Below are 24,041 nucleotides of genomic sequence, written 5' to 3' on the forward strand. Positions count from 1 at the left end.
TCCGAAAGCCCTGCTGTTCGTTTTATCCCGATGAAGAATCGGAATGCCCACTACCATCAGGTTTAATTAACTTAAAATAGCAGCAAAACCTAAAAAACTCTGCTTCGTCATACCAGCGTTATATCTTTATTATTAAGCAAGAATAACTGCCAAAACCTCATTTCCTAAACCTTTTGGCCATCTTTTTGTTACATTAGCAATAGATAAACCGATACGAAAATGGATTTACAACTTCCTAAAAGCGAATACCCTAGAGTAGTTATAGTTGGCGGTGGATTTGGAGGAATTGAGTTAGCTAAACGTTTAAAAAACAAACCCTTTCAGGTGGTTATGCTCGATAAACATAACTATCATACTTTCCAGCCCTTACTTTATCAGGTAGCTACAGGAGGTTTAGAAGCCGATTCGATCGCTTTCCCACTACGCAAGATTTTTAAAGGACAAAAGAACCTTATTTTTCGCGTAACAAAAGTTACCGAAGTTAACGCAGCAGAAAACTGTTTACAAACCGATATCGGCAGAGTTAATTACGATTATCTGGTGATCGCCACTGGCTCTACCAGTAACTTTTTTGGCAATAAAGAGATTGAAGCCAACTCCATGCCAATGAAATCCATCCCAGAGGCGCTGGATTTAAGAAGTTTGATTTTACAAAATTTCGAAAAATCGCTGATTGAAAAAGATGTAGATAAAAAGAGTGCCTTATTAAACTTTGTGGTAGTTGGCGGCGGTCCTACAGGGGTTGAGACCTCTGGGGCTATTGCAGAGCTTAAAAAACATGTTATTCCGAACGATTATCCCGAAATGGATTTTAGCAAGGTAAATATTTACCTGATCGAAAATTCGCCAGAATTATTAGGGGTGATGTCGCCACAGGCACAGCAAAAAGCCAAAGATTTCCTTACCGATATGGGCGTTACGATCATGAACGAAACCAGGGTATTGGGTTATGATGGCCATACGCTTACCTTACAGGATAAAGCACCGATTTTAAGCGCTACGGTAATTTGGAGTGCAGGTGTTAAGGGGCAAGTTTTAGCTGGTTTAGATAAAGCCGAAGTGGTAAGAGGCGGCAGATTGAAAACTGACACGCAGAATTTAGTGGTGGGTTATCAAAATGTATATGCCATTGGCGATGTTGCCGCTATTATTGATGAAGAAACACCAAATGGCCATCCTGGAGTTGCTCCTGCTGCCATCCAACAAGGACACCACCTGGCCAAAAACCTGATCAACATCAAAGAAAATAAACCTTTGGAGAAATTTAAATACTTTGATAAAGGCTCTATGGCTACAGTAGGGAGAAACAAAGCCGTTGTAGATATTGGCAAAATCCGTTTTCAAGGGGTTTTCGCATGGTTTACCTGGATGTTTGTGCATTTAATGACATTGGTAGGCTTCAGAAACAAGATTATTGTTTTCGTAAACTGGGTTTGGAGTTATTTCAGTTATGATAGAGGAACCCGTTTAATCATCAGAACCTTTGCAAAAGATCGAAGTGTAGATTATAGAGACGAAGTACCAGCCATAAAAGGAGAAGTTAAGGTTTCTTAGTCTTTAGTCTTTAGTCTTTAGTCTTTAGTCTTTAGTCTTTAGTCTTTAAGGTAACTTTGATGATAAAAATTTGTTTCCTGTTTCTTCTTTTCTTTGCGAAAAACTTTACGCATTTTGCGGTTAAACCAAAAACATGAGCCAAAACAACTTCAAATTAGTAGAATGTCCACGCGATGCCATGCAAGGACTACACGATTTTGTTCCAACCGGACTTAAGGCCGAATATTTGAATCTTTTGCTTCAGGTAGGTTTCGATACGCTCGATTTTGGAAGTTTTGTATCGCCTAAAGCCATTCCACAAATGGCCGATACCGCCGAAGTTTTAGCACAGCTTGATCTAAGCAACACCGCAACCAAACTCTTGGCCATTGTAGCCAATTTAAGGGGGGTAGAAAGCGCTGTAAAGCATCAGGCCGTCGATTACCTTGGTTTCCCTTTTTCGATCTCAGAAACCTTCCAGCAGCGCAATACCAATTCGAGCATAGCACAATCATTAAATACGGTAGAAGAAATGCTCTCTCTTTGTGCTAAAAACAATAAAAAAGCGGTTGTTTACCTATCAATGGGTTTTGGCAATCCTTATGGCGATGAATGGAATTATGAAATCGTAGAAAAATGGGCTGATGTACTGGTGAGTAAAGGTGTAGAGATTTTGTCGCTGGCCGATACTGTAGGTGTTTCCACAGCAGAAAAGATAGAAAGTATATTACCTAAACTGATTTCGAGGTTTAACACTATTGAAATTGGTATTCATTTACACTCCACTCCTGCTGAGCGTTTCGAAAAGATAGAAGCTGCTTATCGTTCAGGGGTAAAACGTATAGATTCGGCATTAAAAGGTTTTGGAGGCTGCCCCATGGCTGCAGATGACCTCACAGGCAACATTGCTACCGAAGATGTAATTGGCTATTTGACTGCTAAGGGAGAAAATCTCAACCTTGATATGGATAAATGGAATGAGGTCACGGTTTTATCAGGGAAGATATTTGGGTAAATTTCTATTTGGCGCCTAGGCCGTCATTTCGAGCGGAGTGAAACGCAGTCGAGAAATCTGTATCTAAAGATTTCTCCATTTCGCTGCGCTTCAGTCGAAATGACGATATGTCTAGTTTCGTGCCTCGCAATGACGAAATATGGAGTTGAGTTGTGAGTTTTGCATTCCCCATGGCTAACCATCTTTAAACCTTCTTCACCATTTTAAAGTGCTGTATGCCAGCCTCTTCAAATTGCTCTCCCTCTGCTACAAAACCAAATTTAGCGTACAAACTCATGGCATCTAACTGCGAGTTCAGGTAAATATAATGTGCATCCTCTGGCAGGTCAGATAAAGCCTCGGCAATTAGTGCACGACCTACCCCCTGTCCTCTAAAATCTTTTAAAACCGCGAAACGTTCCAGCTTATAACCATTATCCGTTTTACGCCATCTGCAGGCACCGCAAGGTTGTCCGTTATTTGTTGCCAGAAAATGTGTAGATTCATCTTCATGTTCCCACTCCAATTCCGGTGGACAATTCTGTTCGTCTACAAATACAATCTTACGGATCGCAAATACTTTATCTAAATCTTCGGGATGGTTAACTTTTTGAACGTGCAGACTCATTATCGTGGTGTTTAAAGTGTTTATTCAATTTTAATTTCGATTCATTTAATGCCTCAGCAACATCAATTGAATGCGAACAATGAATATCGGCCTCTTTTTTGGCAAGTGTGGCAATCGTAACGTAAAATTTATGTAACTGATCCAGTTCTTTTTCGCTCAAATCTTCAATATCTACCATCCGGTTGCTTGCACCCTGTTGCGCAGCAATCAATTCATTCAATTTTAACTGAATGGCCTTGCCATCTTTATTCTGTGCTTTCTGGATCAAAAAAACCATCAAAAAGGTGATAATCGTTGTGCCCGTGTTTATTACCAATTGCCAGGTTTCAGAATAATTGAAAAGTGGCCCTGTTACTGCCCAAATCACTACGATTGCCGTTGCCGCTATAAATGCAACAGAGCTGCCTGTAAATTTGGTTGCCGCATTGGCAAATTTCTCGAAAAAATTATTTCTTTTGGTATCGTTTTTAGATTTTGCCATTACAATTTGTTTGCTTAAATATAACCATAAAACAAACAAAAGCGCCATAAGTTTTTAACCTCATGGCGCTTTTGCCTAATTATCGAGTGATTGATTTTTGAATGATTGAATGTAAATCCAATCTTCAAAACCAATCGAACTTATAACTTATCGTTAACGTTGATACAGTTTAGATCTTCGAAAGCAGTAGTTAAACGTTTCACAAAAGTTTCTTCACCTTTACGTAACCAAACGCGTGGATCGTAATATTTTTTATTTGGTTTATCATCGCCATCAGGATTACCAATCTGACCTTGAAGATAAGCTTCATTCTTTTTGTAATATTCTAAAATACCTTCCCAAAATGCCCATTGCATATCAGTATCGATATTCATTTTAATTGCACCATAAGAAATTGCTTCTCTGATTTCTTCCTGTGTAGAACCAGAACCACCGTGAAATACGAAGTTGATTGGTTTCTCTGCAGTTAAGCTGAATTTTTCTTTGATAAAATCCTGAGAATTTTTCAAAATTACCGGTTGCAATTTTACGTTACCCGGTTTATAAACACCGTGCACGTTACCAAAAGCGGCAGCAACAGTAAAGCGAGGAGAAACTTTGCTTAATTCTTCGTAAGCATAAGCCACTTCGCTAGGTTGAGTATATAATTTAGAGCTGTCTACATCGCTGTTATCAACACCATCTTCTTCACCACCTGTAACACCAAGTTCGATTTCAATAGTCATGTTCATTTTAGCCATGCGCGCTAAGTATTTAGCAGAAATTTCCATGTTTTCTTCAATCGACTCTTCCGATAAATCCAACATATGAGATGAAAACAAGGGTTTTCCAGTTTCAGCGAAGAATTTTTCACCGTGGTCTAAAAGTCCATCAATCCAAGGCAATAATTTTTTAGCGGCGTGGTCGGTATGTAAAACCACAGCAACACCATAATGCTCTGCCAATAAATGTACATGTTTAGCTGCCGATACAGCACCTAAAATACATGCTTGCAATTTCTCATTATCTAAAGATTTGCCTGCATAAAACTGCGCACCTCCATTAGATAATTGAATCATAACAGGCGAATTTACTGCCTTAGCAGTTTCCAATACCGCATTAACCGTATTTGTACCGGTTACGTTAACTGCTGGTAAAGCAAACTGATGTTTTTTAGCCTGCTCAAACAATTCTTGAACGGCATCTCCGTAAATTACGCCTTTGTAGCCTTTTAAACTCATTTCTTGTTAATTTTATTAAGTCCGAAGTTATAAAAAAAAATAACATTCCAAGCTTTTCTAACAACAGAATTATTTGCCTAACAGCAAAATAAGGCCTATTTAGTGTAAAAATCACATTATCCTTAGTGTAAAAAAGACACACTTAACTTTACAATTAGCAGTTAGCAGTAGCCAGAACCAAGTTTTCAATTACCTACCCAACGCTTGCATTATTGCCAATCGACTATCAACCAACTCACCATTGACTATTTTTACAGCTAATAAGGGTCGACTTTATTTTATTTTTCGTTTCTTTGCAATCCAATTCTTCAAAAAATTATATGGCTTGGTTTAAGAGAGAAAAAAAAGGTATCATCACCACAACAGAAGAGAAAAAAGAAGCACCAGATGGTTTGTGGAATAAATGTCCAAATTGTAAAAAACCGCTACATCAGGCAGAACTTCAGGAAAACAAATACGTTTGTCATTACTGCGATTACCACCTGAGAGTAGGCTCAAAAGAATATTTCGAGGTTTTATTTGATAATAACGAGTTTAAAGAACTGTTTCCTAACTTAACATCGGGCGACCCTTTAAATTTTAACGATAACAAACCTTACACCGATAGAATTAAAGAAAGCCAGGCTAAAACAGGCCTGAAAGACGCTATCCGTGCCGGTGTTGGTAAAATCGAAGGGCAAGACCTCGTAATTGCCTGTATGGATTTTGCTTTTATCGGCGGTTCGATGGGTTCAGTTGTGGGCGAAAAAATTGCAAGATCGATCGATTACAGCATTAAACATAAAGTTCCGTTCCTGATGATCTCAAAATCAGGTGGTGCACGTATGATGGAAGCCGCGTTTTCATTAATGCAAATGGCCAAAACATCAGCCAAACTCGCCTTATTAGGTCAGGCTAAAGTTCCATATATCTCTTTATTAACCGATCCAACTACCGGTGGTGTAACTGCATCATACGCGATGTTGGGCGATATTAATATTGCAGAACCAGGTGCACTGATCGGTTTTGCTGGTCCGCGGGTAATTAAAGAAACCATTAAAAAAGATTTACCAAAAGGTTTCCAAACTTCAGAATTCGTTCTTGAACACGGTTTCCTTGATTTCATTGTCGATAGAAGAGCCATGAAAGCTAAATTAGGCGCTTTTATTAAAATGATGAACAACTAGTTGGTTAAATAATTCATTAGCCATTTGTTCATTAGTGCAATCGACCAATAAACAAATGACTAATGAACAAATGAACTACAATAAGAAAAGCAGGGCTTGAATGACTTCGGTTAATTCAGTCCTGCTTTTTGCTTCTCCCGATTTTACATCGGTACTGCGGCAATCAGTTTTAATTAACATGGGCCAGTGGCTCTTTTGAGGGGTTTTCCTAGCGAGTGCTACAACCACCCCGCCCGGCGGGCACCCTTCCAAAGGAGGGGAATAAATAATCACAATTTTTCTTATTTTTAAACTAACCAAACCATAAACTAAATGAAAAAATTATCCCTATTCATCTCCCTGATCACCATTATGCTCGCTACACAAGCACAGGAGAAAAAAGCTAAAGCCCCTTATGATGAAGCATTAGCTAAAAAGCTCGGTGCCGATAACTACGGCATGAAAATGTATGTGCTGGTTATGCTGAAATCGGGTACGAATACCACAGAAACCAAAGCCAAAACAGACAGCTTATTTGCCGGGCATATGGCAAACATGGGTAAAATGGTCGAAGCACAAAAACTCGTAATTGCTGGCCCAATGGGCAAAAACGATAAAAATTACCGTGGTATTTTCGTTTTAAATACAAAATCGATCGAAGAGGCAAAACAACTACTCGAAAGCGATCCGGCCATAAAAGCTAAATTACTGGAACCAGAATTATACAATTGGTATGGTTCTGCAGCACTAGCTGAGTATTTGCCGTTTCATGATAAGATCCAGAAGAGTAGTTTTTAGGATTGTTTGCCACGGAAGCACTGAAGGCACGGAGAAGTTAACATAGTGAGGTCAGATGCTACCATCTGACCTTTCATTTTATTGAATCATTCACTATTTAACTATTTTCTTCCTTCCAAGCTTGATGGCTCACTAACCTCACTCAGTCCTTATCTCAACTATATCCTATGCCCTTGTAGTGAGGTCGGATGTTACCATCTGACCTTTTTAGTTTAGTCAGTTTTTGTGCTGTTTTTTCACTACATTAAAAGAACCTGCATCCCACATCAAATCTTCATTAAATTTAGGCACCATTTTGTGCACTTGAGTCGGAGTTTTATCTCCCGTAGTGATAAATTTCCACGTTTTACCTTGATCAGCACTGATGGCAAGTAATGTTGTCCTTAAAATCATTAACCCCTCATCACCACTGCTTTTATTTTCCACGGAAATAGCACAATGAAGTTCTTTTCCCGCATGATAAACTTTTGAGATACCTATTATTTTTTGACTAACCGTTTTTATATTAATAAGTTTACTATGTTCATCGTTAGATTTTAACAGCATTACAAACTTATTTCTACCACCTCTATATTTAATTTCTGTAGGGTATAAAAAATTGACATAGTTTTCATAATCTTTTTTTAGATAATTATCTATCATCAATTGTGCTGTATGCTTGGCATTTGCAATAACATTCTGTTGAGAGAAGGAAAACTGTCCAACTAGGAGCAGCAATAGTAAAGAGACCGTTTTTTTCATCTTTTATAAATTTGCTTAAAGTATGGAAATATAGGTGAAAAAAATATATTAATATAATTAAGAAATTCTCTTCAAAGCTTAATGGCTCACCAACCTCAATCCTTATTTCAAGTATAAATCCTTAACCTATGCCCTTACGAACCGAGGACAAAAGATTGCCACGGCGATGAAAAATCGCCTCGCAATGACGATCTTATTTACTGCAACATTTCCATTAACATCCTTCAACCCTACTCCTTATTTCATAAATTAGCTTATCAAATAATCAACCCTAACTAATTATGAATAAAAAACTACTATTTTCTGCGCTATTGCTATGCACTTCAACCTGCATATTCGCGCAAGACAAAAAAATAATCGACAATATTGTTAAAGAAGTGAACGAAAATTCTCAATTGGAGAAACTTGCTCACGAACTTTTAGATGTTGTTGGACCTCGTTTAGTTGGTTCACCACAAATGAAACAAGCCAACGACTGGGCCGTAAAAAAATATACGGATTGGGGTATTTCTGCAAAAAATGAAAAATGGGGCGAATGGGCTGGCTGGGAAAGGGGCATTACACACATCGATTTAATAAGTCCACGGGTTAGAACCTTAGAAGGTACGCAATTGGCCTGGAGTCCTTCTACAAATGGTAAAACCATTAATGCAGAAGCGATTATTCTCCCAGAAATTACAGATTCGGTAGCTTTTCAAAAATGGTTACCAAATGTAAAAGGTAAAATCGTATTGATTTCGATGAACCAACTATCTGGCCGACCAGAAAAAAACTGGGAAGAATTTGCCACAAAAGATTTATTCGAAAAGTTTAAAAAAGAAAAAGCCGACGCCGCTAAAGCATGGGCAGCCAGCATAGCCAAAACTGGTTTAACAGCAAAAACACTTCCTATAGCGATAGAAAATGCAGGTGCAGTAGCGGTGGTGATCAATAACTGGTCGCAAGGTTTTGGCGTAGATAAAATTTTTGGCGCAAATACTAAAAAAGTCCCAACTTTAGATTTATCTGTTGAAGATTACGGCCTGGTTTACCGCCTTGCGCTGAACGGTGATAAACCTAAACTAAGAATCGAAGCAGATGCTAAGAAATTAGGCATAGTACCTACTTTTAATACCATAGCCGAAATTAAAGGCACGCAGAAACCAAACGAATATGTGATGCTTTCTGCACATTTCGATTCTTGGGATGGCGCAAGCGGCGCTACCGATAATGGTTCTGGTACCATTTTAATGATGGAAGCCATGCGCATTCTAAAAAAAATCTATCCTAACCCTAAACGTACCATTTTGGTTGGCCATTGGGGAAGTGAAGAACAGGGCTTAAATGGATCGAGGGCTTTTGTAGAAGATCATCCGGAAATTGTAAATAATCTTCAGGCTTTATTTAACCAGGATAACGGTACAGGCCGGGTAGTGAATATTGGCGGACAAGGCTTTGCTAAATCGAAAGATTACATTACCCGTTGGTTGGCTGCAGTACCAGATACCATTAAAAACCAGATCAAAACCAGTTTTCCGGGGTCGCCTGGTGCAGGAGGTTCTGATTTTGCTTCTTTTGTTGCCGCCGGAGCATTGGGTTACTCCTTAAGTTCTACCAGCTGGGATTATGGTACCTATACCTGGCACACCAACCGCGACAGTTACGATAAGTTGGTTTTCGATGAAATTAGAAGCAATGTAATTTTAGCTGCCATTATGGTTTATATGGCCTGCGAAGATCCTGAGAAAACCTCAAATGAAAAAGCAACCGATTTACCTGTAAACGAACGTACCGGAAAGCCAGCAACCTGGCCGGTACAAACCAAATCGAATAGAAAAGGTGGTTTGTAGATAAAGAATAATTTAAAGAGCATTTGGAAACAGGTGCTCTTTTTTTATTACCTCGGATCGTCATTTCTAGCGGAGTGCAACCCAGTCGAGAATCACGTAGTGCTCAGAGAAGCTAAATCTATCTAGGTAGATCTCTCCATTCACTGCGTTTCAGTCGAGATGACGACCCTTTTTATTAACAGAAAGCCTACTCCTCTTTCTTCTGGAACTTATAAAACAGATACCCCAAAAAAGGCAGAATCAATACACTCCCCAATAAAAGTGCTAAGCCTAAACTATAAATGGTTTTTTCTGGCCCTGCAGTTTCGAGAAGGGAGATTGCATCACCATTTTTTAAACGGATAAAGTTTGGAAAGTGGGCATAACTAATGGCCAAAAGGATCATCGTCACCTGGAAGCCAGCTAAAATGCGTAAAACTTTTGTTTTACCTTTAATTAGCAGGTACCATAACAACACAAGGGATAAACTGGCCAAAATAATGGCCGATAAACCAACATTGCTCTTAAAAACCCAATCAGTCAGGGGAATTTTATCCCTTTGAGCAGCAATAAAAACCATCGCCCCGAAAACTACGGCAGCCACATTCATAAATTCGGCCTTTTTAATAAAACGGCGTTTATCATGCGCTTCTTTTGTTTCACCAATAAGATAAATCGCAGCAAGAAAACCACAAAGAGAGACCGTAAACATGCCTACAGCAACAGAAAACCAGTTCAGCCAGCCCGAAATATAGGCGGTATAAAAATCGTTAGCCTGCGTATCGATATGGCCTGAAATTAAGCTTCCGGCAATAATGCCAAGGAACAACGCCGTTACAAAACTCGAATACCTGAATATGCGGTTATAAAACCACTGCATATCATCTTTAACGGCATCGTAATGGCGAAATACAAAGGCGGTACCCCGTGCAATAATTCCGATGAGCATAATCGCCAATGGAATATGCAGATAAACCGACATGGTGGTATAAATATGCGGGAAACCCACGAAAAGGATTACAATGGCAATAATCAGCCACATGTGGTTAGCCTCCCAAACCGGACCAATGGCCTGATACATGGTTTTACGGGTTTTACTTCTGTTTTTTGTTGAAGTAAACAGTTCAATAATCCCTGCACCAAAATCAGCCCCACCCAATAAAAAGTAGAGCAGAATGGCCATGCATAAAAATGTAATTACAACTTGTTCCATCATTTATTTTTTTGCCACAGATTTACACAGATTTTGACAATTCGACTGCAAGTCTCAAGCCTTCATCCGTGTTCATCCTTTTTATCTGTGGTTAATTAATTATTTTCTTTCTGGTTTGTTATAGAGTACTGGCACCATTTTAATCTGACGGTAAAGCAAAAACGTTACAATAATGCTTAGAGAGACGTAAATGGCCGAGAAGATATAAAATGAATAAGCAATACCCGGCATCGGTGTAACCGCATCCTTGGTGCGCATAATGCCATAAATAATCCACGGTTGCCTACCAACCTCCGTAACTACCCAGCCAGCCTCTAAAGCGATGTAACCAAGCGGAATGCCCACAACAAATAATTTCAGCAGCCAGCGTTTCTCGGTTAAGGGTTTCTTTTTAAATAAAATGAAGAAATAAGTTAAGGATACTAAAAGGAGCAGCGTACCAATCCCAACCATAATCTGGAAAGCATAATGGGTGATGGCTACCGGAGGATGCTTGTTTTCGGGAATCTGATCTAAACCCTTTACTTCAGCTTTGAAATCGCCATGGGCCAGAAAACTTAAAGCGCCAGGGATTTCGATTGCACCTTTTACCGTTTTATCTTTTTCATTCACAATGCCGCCGATTAATAGTGGAGCAGGTTTTTCAGTTTTGTACAATGCCTCCATTGCAGCAAGTTTAGCAGGTTGCCTTTTGGCTACATCTTTTGCCGAAATATCACCACTTAAAGGCTGCAATAATGCGCCAATGCAAGCAAATATGGCTGCTATTTTAAAAGCTTTCAAGTGAAATGCTGCATTACGGTTTCTCAGGATCATTAAAGCATGTACACCTGCCACAGCAAAGCCCGTAGCGGTAAATGCGGCTAAACACATGTGTAAAGCCTGACTAAACCATGCTTTATTGAACATGGCCTGTATGGGATCGATATTCAGGTATTGCCCGTTCACAAAATCAAAACCCGCCGGGCTGTTCATCCAGGCATTTGCGGCAACAACCAGTATTCCGGACGCTAAACCACTCACCCCTACAACCATCCCGGTAAACCAATGGAACCATTTATTTAACTTATTCCAGCCATACAAGAAAAAGCCAAGGGCTATCGCTTCGATAAAAAAGGCTGTTCCCTCTAGCGAAAAAGGCATCCCGAATATTGGCCCGGCATGATCCATAAATTTTGGCCAAAGTAATCCTAATTCGAAAGATAACATGGTACCAGATACCGCACCGGTAGCAAAAAATATGGCTACACCTTTACTCCAGGCTTTAGTCAGATTTTTATATACCTCGTCGTTCGTTTTAAGCCATTTATAATGCGATACGGCCATAAAGAAAGGCATAACCATGCCAATACAGGAAAAAATGATGTGAAAGCCTAACGATAAGGCCATTTGGGAACGGGCTGCTATAAAATCATCCATGAGCTGTAGATTTTGAATTGTAACAAATATAGTTGTTAAACGCTAAAGCCTACGGTAATTCGATGACGTTGAAAGGATTATTTTAAATATAGAACGTTTATAAATTGAAAAAAGATTTGGAGTGCTGTATTACAGGAACGATAAATTTTTAATCAGAATGAACCAATACCGTCATTTCGAGCGAAGCGCAACGTAGTCGAGAAATCTGTAAAGACAGATCTCTCCATTCCGCTGCACTTCAGTCGAGATGACGACTTTTCTTATGGAATATGAGGTTAAACTCCCTTCAATTCATCATAAGCAGCGCTTAGGCTTCTTTCAATACCTTCTCCCTTCCATTCGGGTGCATTTGGGATTGTAGTCGTTTTTAAAATATCTTCTTTGCTTTTACCTGCTTTGATTTCTCCACTCACAAAAGTTAAAAGGTTCTGCAGGTAATTTTGAAAGGCTTTAACATCTGCTTTGTTTCCGGTTACTTTTTCAGGATCTAAGCTGTGTCCCCAGATAAACAGGGTATCATTATCAAACTTAGCCAAAATTTTATCCAATGCCGTGATCCAATTGCCGATGTGTGCGCCGTTTTCCCGATCGATGTAAGGAAACTTACGGTTGAATACCAAATCGCCTACATGCGCAATATTTGCATGCTCAAAATGATAAACTGCATCGCCATTGGTATGACCAGAGCCATAATAGTAAGCTTTTATGTTTTCGTCTCCTACTTTTGCGGTCCATTTTGTTCCAAAAGTAGTATCAGGCAGTAACTGTTTGTCTAAATTATTTGCTTTTTCTGCGGCTCTTTTCTGATTCACTAAGGAATTTTGATGTGCTACAACTTTTTCGGCCAATCCCTTAAAGGAAATATTGCCCGCGGTATGATCGCCATGATGATGGGTATTAATCAGGTATTTGAAAGGTTTTTCGCCCAGTTTTTTTAATTCTTCGATCACATGAGGTGCTGAGGTTGGGAACTGGGCATCTACTACCACAAAACCATTACTCGAATTTAACCAGCCTATCGTACCGCCCTGTTCGGTAAATATCCCCACATTATTGCGCAATGGTTTAAAGTTGTAAGCACGCATTAGCGCTTGCTGTGCAAAAACATCTGTTTTATAAATTGAAAGCAAGGCCATGGCCAATGCCGAGTTTTTGATAAAATTTCTTCTTTCCATTTTGGGATTTAGCTAAAAAACCACAGCAATTGCTGTGGTTTAAATTTAATCATTTTGTTCGTAAATTATATTGCGAACAATTATATTCCTGAGCCCGGTGTTGGTCCGGGTTCGTGACCTGGCCCTAGTGGATTATTCTTTCGTTTATCCTCTTTGTTAAAAAGATTAGTGGTTATTTTCGATGATTTATTTTCATCTAAAGAATCATGATCTCTCACATCTTCTACTTTTTTATCTAGCAAATCGTTCTCAACAACTTTACCTTTTTCCTTATTTGTTTCCATAGTACTGTAAATTGATGTATTAAAGAAACAAGTGAAAAATAAGATTGTTTTTGCTTAGTTGTTTTGGGAATGGGTTTATTGGCACCAAATTTCCATGTTTGGTGACTCACCAAACAAATACCTTCTCTAGTCTTAGCGTCTCGCTAAGACCTTTCAATTAATCTTGTTTTTATGTTTCAATAGCAAAAACTAAAGTCTTAGCGAGACGCTAAGACCAGGTGCTGACAAAACGAGAAAAACATTCAGTGTCTTTCGTGTTTCCGTGGCAAAAAACTTAACTTAAAAGTCCACGTTTAATACCTCATCAAGTACAGCATAACATAATCTTAATGGTTGTTGCGTCTTCAACCAAAGCATTATCTCATCACACAAAGAAGTAATTCGCCTCTCCTTAGAAAAGCCGTTAGCATTAATTAAACAATGTTTACCTTTCGCAATTACAACATTGCTCCGGGAAGTTTTCCTAATTCGTGAATGCAGCCGAAAGAATGAAATCTTCTTTTGTGGATTTTGTTGAAATGGTTTGAAGATTCAAACGAAAATGGATTAAGGATAAACTTGTAAATGTGTTTCCTTTCTTCATTTAATTTTTCTTCCTGCTTCGCGTTCTCTAGGTTTTGATTGTTTTGGCTCTTTTCCATGACGATATAGATTATTGAAAACATGGCTAGTTTTCAGGGTTAACAATTTTAATCAGCATGCTTTTTTAAGCTGCAAAATGCATTAGTAAAAAAGCTATTTAAAATTTGCTTAACCTTATACCACGGGGAATTTGATAAGGTTTCGTTCTGGAACTACATTAAAATGGCGTGGATTGCCTTTATCTTAATTAAATATAAGCTTTATTTTTGAGTTTTGCAAGAGGTTTTTATTAGCTTAATAGTTAATTGCAAATTATTTTAAAATTGATTGTTTATTGGAAATCAGTCACAGTGGTATTTAGGCAGGTACAGTCCTGCTCTTCACTTTATCCCGATAGAATCGGGATGCTCGTTCCGATCAGGTTTAGGTGGCACAGTCTGCAGTACTATTTGAGGCTGCAGGGTGCAGAATAGATCAGGCACCATGCCATTAAACCCTCAATAGCAGCACTGGCCTCAGTTTGTAAACCTGATTGAAATGGAAAACCCGCAGCCCGATTTTCATCGGGCTAGGATTTGAAATGGAAAGCAGGACTAACCTCAAAATGAAATGCTGCCTTTGCTTTCCAAAAAAAATAGACTTCAAACTATGTTTATTGCACAAAAAAAGTCCCGATTCTCACCGGGACTCTCCTATTTGGTTAATGATATTTTAAGCTAAAGCATTTTGCTTTACTAACATTTTAACTTTTTCTATTACATAATCTAACTCTTCTTTTGTAGTGTATTTGCTAAACGAAAAGCGCACCGAAGGACGGTTAGGATCGGCATTAATGCCATTTAATACATGCGAACCAATATTTGAACCGGAAGAGCAGGCACTGCCACCAGAAGCACAGATACCATTGATATCTAAATTAAACAACAACATATCGGCCATATCCATCTCAGGGAACGATACATTCAGTACCGTGTACAAACTTTTATCGGCATCGGTTTCGCCATTAAAAGCAATACCGGGGATTTCGGCAATTAACTGTGCTTTCAGATAATCTTTTAAGCCCTGGATATGGGCCTGATGCTGATCCATTTCTGCATAAGCAATTTCTAAGGCCTTAGCTAAACCCACAATACCATATACGTTTTCGGTACCACCACGCATATTACGCTCTTGCGCGCCACCATAAATCATCGGTGGAATTTTAATATTGCTGTTTACATATAAAAAACCAACGCCTTTAGGTCCGTGTAGCTTGTGCGCCGCGCAAACAATAAAATGTGCTTTAAGTTCGCGTACGTTATGCGGGTAATGGCCCATGGTTTGCACCGTATCGGCATGGTAAATGGCATTGTATTTCTCGCAGATATCGCCAACTTTAACCATATCGGTTAGGGTACCCAACTCGTTATTGGCATGCATTAGCGAAACAAAAGTACGTTCGTTATTTTGAAGCAGTTCTTCTAAATGCTTGTAATCGATATTCCCTTTTTCGTCAATATTAACAAAACTTAATTTATCGATCTCGCCATTTTTAAGCATCGTATTTAAAGTATGCTCAACGGCATGGTGTTCTATTTTCGAAGTAATGGCATGTTTTATGCCATAGGCAGCGATACCGCAACGGATAGCTGTATTATCAGCTTCTGTACCGCCGGAAGTAAAAAATACTTCGGATGGTGAGGCATTTAACAACCCGGAAACGGTTTTACGGGCTTTCTCTACCAGCGTTCTTACCTCACGGCCAAGTGCATGAATGGCAGATGGATTACCGAAATAGTTTTCCATCACGTTTGTCATTTCTGCGATTACTGCTGCATCTAAAGGCGTTGTGGCCGCATTATCTAAATAGACCCTTTTCATTTCTACGAATATTTAAAAGTTAGTATGTTGCAAAGATACCTTGCTAAGGGCATTCTCTGTTATAAATATTCAGGGTTTAATCGTTTTATTAAACCCTGAACAGGTATGCTTAATCCTGAAATCTTTTAGCGATTAAAGGTGTAAAATTTCTTTAATGTCAGAAATAATTTTGTTCGCCAAATTCTCGGCAATGGTTTCATTTTCTGCTTCACTGTAAATCCTGATGATCGGTTCAGTGTTCGAACGGCGCAAATGTACCCAAGTTTTATCAAATTCTATCTTCAAACCATCAATTGTACTGTATGGTTGATTTTTATACTTCTCTTCTACCTGTTTCAACAGATTATCGATATCCATTTCTGGTGTAAGGGTAATCTTGTTTTTAGAGATGTGGTATTGAGGGTAACTGCTTCTTAATACTGAAATTGATTTGCCAAATTTAGCTAAATGTGTTAAAAACAAAGCAATACCAACTAATGCATCTCTGCCATAATGCGATTCGGGATAGATAATCCCACCGTTGCCTTCACCACCAATAATGGCATTAGTAGCTTTCATTTTGTTTACTACATTCACTTCTCCTACTGCTGATGCATTGTATCCGGCTCCTGCTTTTTCGGTCACATCGCGTAATGCACGTGTTGATGAAAGGTTCGAAACTGTGTTTCCCGGTGTATTTTTCAATACATAATCGGCAACAGCTACCAAAGTATATTCTTCGCCAAACATGCTACCATCTTCGTTTACAAAACATAAACGGTCAACATCCGGATCAACTACAATACCTAAATCTGCATTTTGTTTCTGAACTTCTTTCGATATTTCAGTTAAGTTTTCAGGAAGTGGCTCAGGGTTGTGCGGAAAATGCCCGTCTGGTGTACAATATAATTCTACCACCCTGCTCACGCCCAAAGCTTTTAACAAAGCAGGGATAAAAATACCGCCAGTTGAATTTACGCAGTCGATTACAACTTTAAAATCGGCTTTTTTTATCGCCTCAACATCAACCAATGGTAATGCTAATACCTTATCGATGTGTTTTTGAAGGTAAGTATCGTTTTTAATTACTTTACCTAATTTATCTACATCAGCAAAATCAAAATCAGCGCTTTCTGCCAAATCTAAAACTTCTTTTCCGTCAGCATCGCTAATAAATTCGCCACTGGCATTTAGTAATTTTAAGGCATTCCACTGTTTAGGGTTGTGGCTCGCGGTTAAAATGATGCCGCCCCCCGCATTTTCGTCGGGTACGGCTACTTCTACAGTTGGTGTAGTAGACAAACCTAAATCGATCACCTCAATGCCTAAGCCTTGCAAAGTTCCGATAACCAGGTTATTTACCATCTCACCCGAAATACGGGCATCGCGACCTAAAACTATTCTTTTATTGCCTGTTTTTTGTACCACCCAACTACCAAAGGCAGCTGTAAATTTCACAATATCAAATGGGGTTAAGCCGTCTCCAGCCCTTCCACCAATGGTTCCTCGTATTCCTGAAATTGATTTTATTAAAGTCACTGTATATAATTTAATTGAGGCTCAAAAATAAGAAAAAAAACAAGATAGCCGCTATTTAGGCGTGTTTGTGCACGTTAATTTACATTGCTTTTATATCTATTTTCACGATCAATTTTCCAGAATTGAGACTAGGGCCAAAAACAAACGTGTGTTTAATCTGATACTGTATTCATAATATTCTTGCAACTTTATTGCATAAAAGCATATTCTAACTTTACTAGCGACTGTAAAACCTTATATTTGCATCTTTTTAAGATACAAACGGCTTATTTATGCAACGCAAGTGGTTTCAATATTGGTTTAATTCGCCATATTATCATATTCTTTATCAACAACGGAATGATGCTGAAGCCGAATTTTTCATCGATAAACTTACGCAATTTTTACACCCAAGGGCCGATGCTAAAATGTTGGATATTGCCTGTGGCAAAGGCCGGCATTCAATCTATTTAAACAAAAAAGGCTTCGATGTTACCGGAATAGACCTTTCGGAACAAAGTATAAAATACGCCAAGCAATTCGAAAACAATAAATTACATTTTCTTGTACACGATATGCGCAGGTTATTTTACATCAATTACTTTGATGTAGCCTTAAATCTGTTTACCAGTTTTGGTTATTTCGATACCGAAAAAGACCATGTAAATGCGCTTAAAACCTTTCGAAAATGCTTAACAGCTGAGGGGATTTTGGTGCTCGATTATTTTAATACCGAAAAAATTATCCGCAACTTAAATCATTGCGAAACAAAATCGCTCGATGGCATAACTTTTAATATCACCAAAAATGTGATCGACGGAAAAATTATCAAAAAGATAAATTTCGAAGACAAACAAAAGGTATACAATTTCGAAGAACGGGTGCAGGCATTTAGTTTTGCGGATTTTCAGCGCATGCTTAACAAGGCTGGGATGGTTATCGAAAAAACTTTTGGCAGTTATGGTTTAGACGATTTTGAGGAAAACAGTTCAGACCGGTTAATTTTAATCTGTAAAAAAGCATGATAGAAAGCATACAGCAATTTGATATAGCATTGTTCCTGAAAATCCACCGCGGGCTTTCAAATAGCTTTTTTGATTGGTTGATGCCTTTAATGCGTAACCGTTTCTTTTGGTCGCCCCTTTACCTTTTTATTGTTGTTTTTTGTATTAAACAATATAAGAAACAGGGCTATTACATTATAGGCATGGTTCTCTTCACTTTTGCCATGGGCGATTTAATTGCTTCAAGAGTAGTGAAACCTTGGGTAGCCCGGGTTAGGCCCTGCAATGATTTAAGTTTGGCGAACGATATTATTCACCGTGTTCCCTGTGGAAGTGGTTTGAGCTTTCCGTCTGCACACGCCACCAATCATTTTGCCATAGCCGTTTTTTTAATCTGCATTTTTTATAGCCGATGGAAACCTATTTTGCCTATTGGCATTTTCTGGGCCTTTATCATCAGTTTTGCGCAGGTATATGTTGGTGTTCATTATCCTGTTGATATAACTACCGGTGCTCTACTGGGCATTACCATAGGGATTATCTGTTCTAGAATATTTAAAAAATTACAACCTGATTTTTAACTTATGGAAATCTGGAAACTCTGCGTACTCTTTTTCTGTGCCTTTTTAGGTGGGACAGCTATATTTTTAGTAAAGAGCGATAAATCTAAACTACTGAAACTGATTTTGTCTTTCAGTGGGGCTTATTTATTTGCCATTACAGTTTTACATTTAATTCCCGACGCTTACAGCGGCCCTGACAAATGGCAGATTGGCGTTTTTATTCTGATTGGTTTCTTACTGCAGATTTTCTTGGAGCAATTTTCAGAGGGTGTAGAACATGGCCATATCCATAAACATCACGACGGGCATGTTTTTCCTTTTGGTATTATGATCAGTTTGTGTTTGCATGCTTTTTTAGAGGGAATGCCATTAGCAAAAGAACAGCACAATGAGCTGATTTTCGGAATTTCGCTACACCACATTCCTGCTGCTTTTGCACTGGCCAGCATATTAATGCAAAACCATTTCAAAAAAAGCAGCATTGTATTTTATCTGATTGTATTTGCCATCATGGCACCATTGGGCTTTTATGTAAGTGTTGGCTTAAGCAATGGCACTATTGGAGGCATTGATGCTTATTTCAATAAAATTATGGGTATTGTAATCGGTATTTTCTTACATATTTCTACCACCATCTTATTCGAATCGAGTGCCGATCATAAAATCAATACCCGCAAAATGATTGCCGTTTTATTGGGAATTGGTGTAGCATTGATTGGTTTCTTTGCAGGACATTAGGATTAGTCATTAGTCTAGAGTCCTTAGTCGGCAGTCGATTAACCGATTTAAACAGTTAACCGATTAACCAACCAATACCCGTTTTAAACACTTAATCGTTTATAATATTTATCCTTACGTAAAACATCTGTAAATTCGTATATGGATGAGATTGTAAATGAACCAGCTGTAGCTTATCGAAAAAGGCGTTATACCATTGAAGAGTACCTGGAGATGGAAAAAGCATCTACAGAAAAGCACGAATATTTTCAAGGCGAGATATTTGCAATGTCTGGTGCAGCCTTTAACCATAATCTTATATTTTCAAATGTTTTCGGGCACCTTTACAATACACTAAAAGGTTCGAAATGCATTCCATTCGGAAGCGACATGAGAATGAACATTCCTGAAAACACCTTGTTTACTTATCCGGATATTTCTATCTATTGTAACGAGATCAAACATTTAAGCGAAGATAAAGACACTATTCTCCAACCAACAATCATCATTGAAATCCTTTCGCCTTCAACCAAAAATTACGATAGAGGGAAAAAATTTAACTTGTACAAAGATATTCCCTCATTAAAAGAATACATTACGATCGATTCAGCGTCTCTTTCGGTTGAGGCTCATTATATTAATGATGAAAAAAACTGGTTGCTTACCGAACATAAACAAATTACGGATGCATTAACTTTTGTTTCGATGGGACTTGATTTGGCTTTAAAAGATATTTATGAACATGTTATCATTTGAAATCCCACAACAACGTCGTTTTCAGTTGGGTTTAGCGACCTAATATTTACGCAACAAATTAACAAACAGAAAATTAACTCACTATCCGTTTTAAACGTTTAATCGTTTATAGTTTTGACCTTGATGAAAAAACATCTGTAAATTAGTATATGGATGAGATTGTAAACAAACCTGCTGTAGCTTATCAAAAAAGGCGTTATACTGTGGAGGAATACCTCAAGATGGAAAAAGCATCAACTGTAAAGCACGAGTACTTCCAAGGCGAAATATTTGCAATGTCTGGCGCTGGTGATAACCACAATGAGATTTTCAGCAATGTTTTCATTAAAATTGGGAACAAACTTAAAGGCACGCCCTGCAGGCCTTATGGAAGTGATAAACGAATGAATATTCCTGAGAATACTTTATTTACCTATCCTGATATTTCCATTTACTGCAATGGTCTAACGCACAGTGATGTTGATGAAGACACCTCAATTTTACCAACTGTAATTATTGAAATCCTGTCACCTTCAACCAAAAATTATGACAAAGGAAAAAAAATTAACCTGTATAAAGATATTCCATCATTAAAAGAATACATTATGATTGATTCAGAATCAGTGTCGGTAGAGGCCAATTACATTGATGATGAGCAAAATTGGGTACTCAACAAACACGAAGAGATTTCTGATGTGCTAACTCTTGCTTCAATGGGATTTGACGTGCCCTTGGCCAATATTTATGAGTATGTTCGCTTTAACAAGGAGAAATGAGTTGTAGACAAAATTGAGAAACGTGAACTGAAAATTGCCAACTACCAACTGAATCACTTCTTTTCTTTCTTCTTCCCATAACCCCACGGGCAGTGCTTACATTTATTCTTGCAGCAGTAACCACGTTTTAAATGGTAAGCCTCGGTAAAAACCATTAACCCATCTTCGTTAAAGTAAAAATCTTCGCCTTCTTTCATATATGATCGATTAAAGATCCTGAAACAAGTTCAGGATGACGAACAGCCGATATAATGCCACTCTCCAATTATAATTGCTAATTGAGTATTTTAACCTCAAGTTTGTCTTTAAAAAAATCTTTAAGCTGCTTACCATCACCATGTAAAGTCCATACTTGTTTTGGTTTAACTTTTTGTATGGTTTCTAAAATTGCATCCCAATCGGCATGATCAGAAATATAAAGTGAAATTCCGTTTTGTTGTTGCAGGTTCTTCCATCCAGAGGCAAAGGCGCGTACTACATTAATCGCCTTATGGTAACTGTGAAAAACCATTGGCGGCACAATATAAACCTGATGCTCCTGATTATTTTTCATCACTTTTCTATCGTACATTTTGTAATGCCCTACTTTCATGCCATAATCTTCATAGATTTTAACAAAAGGCATAATGCTATGATGAACCATAATGTTCTTCGTAGGGCAATGTGCATTGAGTAATTGGATAATCCGCTGGCTTTTACCTAATGCATAAGAACCAAGCATAATATTCGCATTGGTTTCGTTCAGCTTTTTAATTTCGTCTACCGGTGATGGATGTTTGGTTTCGGGATTAGCAAAAGTACTTTCAGTAATCAGCACATCTGTTTCAACAAATTCGAAAGGCTCACAGGTATTATCGGGCTCTATCTTATAATCGCCAGTATAAAGATATTTTACCCCCTTATACTCCATTAAAACCTGTGCGGAGCCTAAAATATGTCCCGCAGAATAGAAAGTAATGGTAACGTCTTTTATTTTGAAGGATTCATGATAGCTTTTGGTAAAAAAATCGACCGCGGCAAATTTGCGGTAACGGTGTTTCATAAACGTTGCCGTAGCAGCAGTACAGTACACATTCTGGCTTCCTCCAATGGCATGATCGCCATGTGCATGTGAAACCACTGCTTCTTTAACGGGCTGTTGTGGATCAAGGTAAAAATCGCCGTAAACACAGTATAAACCCGTTGGGGTAATGGTAATAAAATCTTCTAAAATCATGATCAGGATGAAAGGATTTAAGGATGTTATGATTTAAGTTGATTAAGCCTTGCCATTCTTAAATTCGGCGGCCGCCTTTAGAAATTCTTGGTGTAAAGCTAAAACCTGTTCAATTATAGATTCCCGCTCATCATTTATGATAAAATGCTTGGCCATTTTCGATTTTTCTTCGTCGCTGAGCTGTTTATCCATGCGGGCCTTCACTTGCTCTTCAGTAACACCATCGCGGAGCATCACCCGCCTCATTTTGATTTCGTAAGGAGCAGTAACCAATATTGTGGTATCGCACATCTTATAAGAGCCACTTTCGAACAACAAAGCAGCCTCTTTTAAGGTATATGGCGTATTGGCCGGAATGGTTTCTTCCCAGGCATCAAACGCCCTAAAAACCGCAGGATGAACTAAGGCGTTCAGTTTTGCCAGTGCATCCTCGTTATTAAAAACGATGCCGGCAATATGTTTGTTGTTCAGTTTCCCATCTTCAGCGTAACTTTCATTTCCGAAAGCAGATTTTATCCCCTCTACCAACAAAGCATCTTTACACATGATTTCTTTAGCAACGGTATCTGCATAAAACACAGGGATCCCCAATACTTCAAAAACCTTACAGGCGGTCGTTTTACCGCTACCTATGCCCCCTGTTATACCTACTTTATACATTATTTTTCTACAATAAAATCTATTTTGGATGGCATTACGCTTACCAGTTTACAATAATCAGGGAACTCTGTTATCTTCACCGTAAACTGATGGTGCTTTAAAATTTGCCATTCGTCTACGTCAATGGTTGCGGTAATAAAACTTTCGTCAACCTGATCGTAATTACTTAACGCGACTAAGAAGGTAACTTTAACTTTTTTAGGATAGAGTTTAAGATTGTTATAATTTCTGTTGTTTGTAATTTTTAACGGCACTTCGATGGTCTTCTCTGTAAACTCATCAACAGGTAACCTAACCTCTACAGATGAAGGATAAATGCTTACATTTTTATGGATACTGTGCTGTAGCGCTATCCTTGTAGTACTACTATTCTGTATTTTATCCTGCTTAAGCGTATCGGTAGGCCAGAATTTTATTTTGTCCAGTTCTTCTATAGGTCCGGCTACTTTAACATATTTTGGGTTAAGTATAACCTCACTAGAAATGCCATATTGTTTTTCAAAGTTCAGTTTATCGATCAGCTTTACAGGAACTTTTTTAACTACGCGTTTGGTGAAATCGAAATACAGGGTATCGGGTTTAACAGAAATTACCTTTTGGGTACTTTCCAATTGCCTGTTGATGTTGAAAAGCTGATCGGAAAAAACAATAAAATCTTTGGTATTGAGCTGGCTCAAATTAACCGAAACAGATGGTGGACTGATGCGTAAACGGGCAAAAAGCAATTGCCAGCCGGTGCCTTCAACCTGTAAATCTATCGTATCAGACTGTAAGGGATAAAATGCCCTTTTGGTAGGTGTATTTTTAAAAACCAAAACGGTTTTTGCTACATAAATATACTTGTTGTTTAATGCCATAAAAAGCCATGCAGCTATAGCCAGCAGCAAGCAGGCCAATAAGCTAAACACACGTCTTTTTTCAATCTTCGTTAACCTAATGAAGGGCATAATAAATTAAATATTAGCTGTAACCTGGAAAAATACTATCCAAAA

The 24,041-nt window shown here is 38.3% G+C and carries 24 protein-coding genes; 10 read left to right on the forward strand and 14 right to left on the reverse strand.

Annotation, left to right across the window (positions count from 1 at the left end; genetic code table 11):
* The first annotated feature begins 219 nt into the window (after window positions 1–219).
* Entirely contained in the window at window positions 220–1,554 is a 1,335-nt protein-coding gene (locus AC1RJ8_RS22945) for an NAD(P)/FAD-dependent oxidoreductase (RefSeq protein WP_492955813.1), read from the forward strand.
* Window positions 1,555–1,687: 133 nt separating this feature from the next.
* Window positions 1,688–2,548, forward strand: a complete 861-nt coding sequence (locus AC1RJ8_RS22950; protein WP_492955812.1) for a hydroxymethylglutaryl-CoA lyase — start codon at window positions 1,688–1,690, stop codon at window positions 2,546–2,548.
* 184 nt (window positions 2,549–2,732) lie between these two features.
* On the opposite strand, the gene AC1RJ8_RS22955 is transcribed toward AC1RJ8_RS22950, so the two are convergent.
* The 3 genes from AC1RJ8_RS22955 to fbaA all read right to left on the reverse strand — a co-directional run bounded on the left by AC1RJ8_RS22955 (window position 2,733) and on the right by fbaA (window position 4,856).
* Complete coding sequence (locus AC1RJ8_RS22955) at window positions 2,733–3,155, reverse strand: GNAT family N-acetyltransferase (protein WP_057933453.1); 423 nt, start codon at window positions 3,153–3,155, stop codon at window positions 2,733–2,735.
* Window positions 3,130–3,636 (reverse strand): low affinity iron permease family protein, encoded by a 507-nt coding sequence (locus AC1RJ8_RS22960; RefSeq protein WP_492955811.1) that lies wholly within the window; start codon window positions 3,634–3,636, stop codon window positions 3,130–3,132. Before AC1RJ8_RS22960 ends, AC1RJ8_RS22955 begins: the two co-directional genes overlap by 26 nt.
* Before the next feature lie 140 nt (window positions 3,637–3,776).
* The gene (fbaA, locus tag AC1RJ8_RS22965; protein WP_029276269.1) at window positions 3,777–4,856 is read right to left on the reverse strand and encodes a class II fructose-bisphosphate aldolase; all 1,080 of its coding nucleotides are present in this window, start codon (window positions 4,854–4,856) and stop codon (window positions 3,777–3,779) included.
* A 320-nt stretch (window positions 4,857–5,176) separates the two neighbouring features.
* On the opposite strand from fbaA, the gene accD reads away from it, so the two are divergent.
* Window positions 5,177–6,022, forward strand: a complete 846-nt coding sequence (accD, locus tag AC1RJ8_RS22970) for an acetyl-CoA carboxylase, carboxyltransferase subunit beta (RefSeq protein ID WP_057933455.1) — start codon at window positions 5,177–5,179, stop codon at window positions 6,020–6,022.
* Window positions 6,023–6,334: 312 nt separating this feature from the next.
* Entirely contained in the window at window positions 6,335–6,799 is a 465-nt protein-coding gene (locus tag AC1RJ8_RS22975; protein WP_492955810.1) for a YciI family protein, read from the forward strand.
* Window positions 6,800–7,015: 216 nt separating this feature from the next.
* Here the strand turns inward: AC1RJ8_RS22975 and AC1RJ8_RS22980 are convergent, their stop codons facing one another.
* Window positions 7,016–7,540, reverse strand: a complete 525-nt coding sequence (locus AC1RJ8_RS22980; RefSeq protein ID WP_492955809.1) for a hypothetical protein — start codon at window positions 7,538–7,540, stop codon at window positions 7,016–7,018.
* Between the two features lie 281 nt (window positions 7,541–7,821).
* On the opposite strand from AC1RJ8_RS22980, the gene AC1RJ8_RS22985 reads away from it, so the two are divergent.
* Window positions 7,822–9,369, forward strand: a complete 1,548-nt coding sequence (locus AC1RJ8_RS22985; RefSeq protein WP_492955808.1) for a M20/M25/M40 family metallo-hydrolase — start codon at window positions 7,822–7,824, stop codon at window positions 9,367–9,369.
* A 187-nt stretch (window positions 9,370–9,556) separates the two neighbouring features.
* Here the strand turns inward: AC1RJ8_RS22985 and AC1RJ8_RS22990 are convergent, their stop codons facing one another.
* The 6 genes from AC1RJ8_RS22990 to glmM form a co-directional block, all read right to left on the reverse strand.
* A complete protein-coding gene (locus AC1RJ8_RS22990) occupies window positions 9,557–10,561 on the reverse strand; it encodes a cytochrome d ubiquinol oxidase subunit II (protein WP_057933529.1) in 1,005 nt (334 codons plus the stop codon).
* A 99-nt stretch (window positions 10,562–10,660) separates the two neighbouring features.
* Window positions 10,661–11,980, reverse strand: a complete 1,320-nt coding sequence (locus tag AC1RJ8_RS22995) for a cytochrome ubiquinol oxidase subunit I (RefSeq protein ID WP_492955807.1) — start codon at window positions 11,978–11,980, stop codon at window positions 10,661–10,663.
* Between the two features lie 275 nt (window positions 11,981–12,255).
* A complete protein-coding gene (locus AC1RJ8_RS23000; protein ID WP_492955806.1) occupies window positions 12,256–13,155 on the reverse strand; it encodes an MBL fold metallo-hydrolase in 900 nt (299 codons plus the stop codon).
* Between the two features lie 80 nt (window positions 13,156–13,235).
* Entirely contained in the window at window positions 13,236–13,439 is a 204-nt protein-coding gene (locus tag AC1RJ8_RS23005) for a hypothetical protein (protein WP_131031784.1), read from the reverse strand.
* A 1,293-nt stretch (window positions 13,440–14,732) separates the two neighbouring features.
* Complete coding sequence (locus tag AC1RJ8_RS23010) at window positions 14,733–15,881, reverse strand: cysteine desulfurase family protein (RefSeq protein ID WP_492955805.1); 1,149 nt, start codon at window positions 15,879–15,881, stop codon at window positions 14,733–14,735.
* A gap of 132 nt (window positions 15,882–16,013) precedes the next feature.
* Complete coding sequence (glmM, locus tag AC1RJ8_RS23015; RefSeq protein WP_492955804.1) at window positions 16,014–17,399, reverse strand: phosphoglucosamine mutase; 1,386 nt, start codon at window positions 17,397–17,399, stop codon at window positions 16,014–16,016.
* Window positions 17,400–17,671: 272 nt separating this feature from the next.
* On the opposite strand from glmM, the gene AC1RJ8_RS23020 reads away from it, so the two are divergent.
* The 5 genes from AC1RJ8_RS23020 (at window position 17,672) to AC1RJ8_RS23040 (ending at window position 21,173) form a co-directional block, all read left to right on the forward strand.
* Entirely contained in the window at window positions 17,672–18,403 is a 732-nt protein-coding gene (locus tag AC1RJ8_RS23020; RefSeq protein WP_492955803.1) for a class I SAM-dependent methyltransferase, read from the forward strand.
* Window positions 18,400–18,963: a phosphatase PAP2 family protein gene (locus AC1RJ8_RS23025; protein ID WP_492955802.1), complete on the forward strand. Its 564-nt coding sequence runs from the start codon at window positions 18,400–18,402 to the stop codon at window positions 18,961–18,963. The genes AC1RJ8_RS23020 and AC1RJ8_RS23025 overlap by 4 nt, the downstream gene beginning before the upstream one ends.
* A gap of 3 nt (window positions 18,964–18,966) precedes the next feature.
* The gene (locus AC1RJ8_RS23030) at window positions 18,967–19,683 is read left to right on the forward strand and encodes a ZIP family metal transporter (protein ID WP_492955801.1); all 717 of its coding nucleotides are present in this window, start codon (window positions 18,967–18,969) and stop codon (window positions 19,681–19,683) included.
* 141 nt (window positions 19,684–19,824) lie between these two features.
* On the forward strand, window positions 19,825–20,418 hold the full coding sequence (locus AC1RJ8_RS23035; RefSeq protein ID WP_492955800.1) for a Uma2 family endonuclease: 594 nt from the start codon (window positions 19,825–19,827) through the stop codon (window positions 20,416–20,418).
* A gap of 149 nt (window positions 20,419–20,567) precedes the next feature.
* On the forward strand, window positions 20,568–21,173 hold the full coding sequence (locus AC1RJ8_RS23040; protein ID WP_492955799.1) for a Uma2 family endonuclease: 606 nt from the start codon (window positions 20,568–20,570) through the stop codon (window positions 21,171–21,173).
* Between the two features lie 53 nt (window positions 21,174–21,226).
* Here the strand turns inward: AC1RJ8_RS23040 and AC1RJ8_RS23045 are convergent, their stop codons facing one another.
* The 4 genes from AC1RJ8_RS23045 to AC1RJ8_RS23060 all read right to left on the reverse strand — a co-directional run bounded on the left by AC1RJ8_RS23045 (window position 21,227) and on the right by AC1RJ8_RS23060 (window position 23,996).
* Window positions 21,227–21,370 (reverse strand): C1orf53 family protein, encoded by a 144-nt coding sequence (locus AC1RJ8_RS23045; protein ID WP_162799929.1) that lies wholly within the window; start codon window positions 21,368–21,370, stop codon window positions 21,227–21,229.
* 77 nt (window positions 21,371–21,447) lie between these two features.
* Window positions 21,448–22,389, reverse strand: a complete 942-nt coding sequence (locus AC1RJ8_RS23050; protein WP_492955798.1) for an exonuclease — start codon at window positions 22,387–22,389, stop codon at window positions 21,448–21,450.
* 42 nt (window positions 22,390–22,431) lie between these two features.
* Window positions 22,432–23,049, reverse strand: coding sequence for a dephospho-CoA kinase (coaE, locus tag AC1RJ8_RS23055; protein WP_492955797.1), 618 nt, complete (start codon window positions 23,047–23,049; stop codon window positions 22,432–22,434).
* A complete protein-coding gene (locus tag AC1RJ8_RS23060) occupies window positions 23,049–23,996 on the reverse strand; it encodes a YbbR-like domain-containing protein (protein ID WP_492955796.1) in 948 nt (315 codons plus the stop codon). Before AC1RJ8_RS23060 ends, coaE begins: the two co-directional genes overlap by 1 nt.
* Between the last annotated feature and the right edge of the window lie 45 nt (window positions 23,997–24,041).

Source organism: Pedobacter sp. GW822-FHT03F06 (assembly GCF_058801365.1).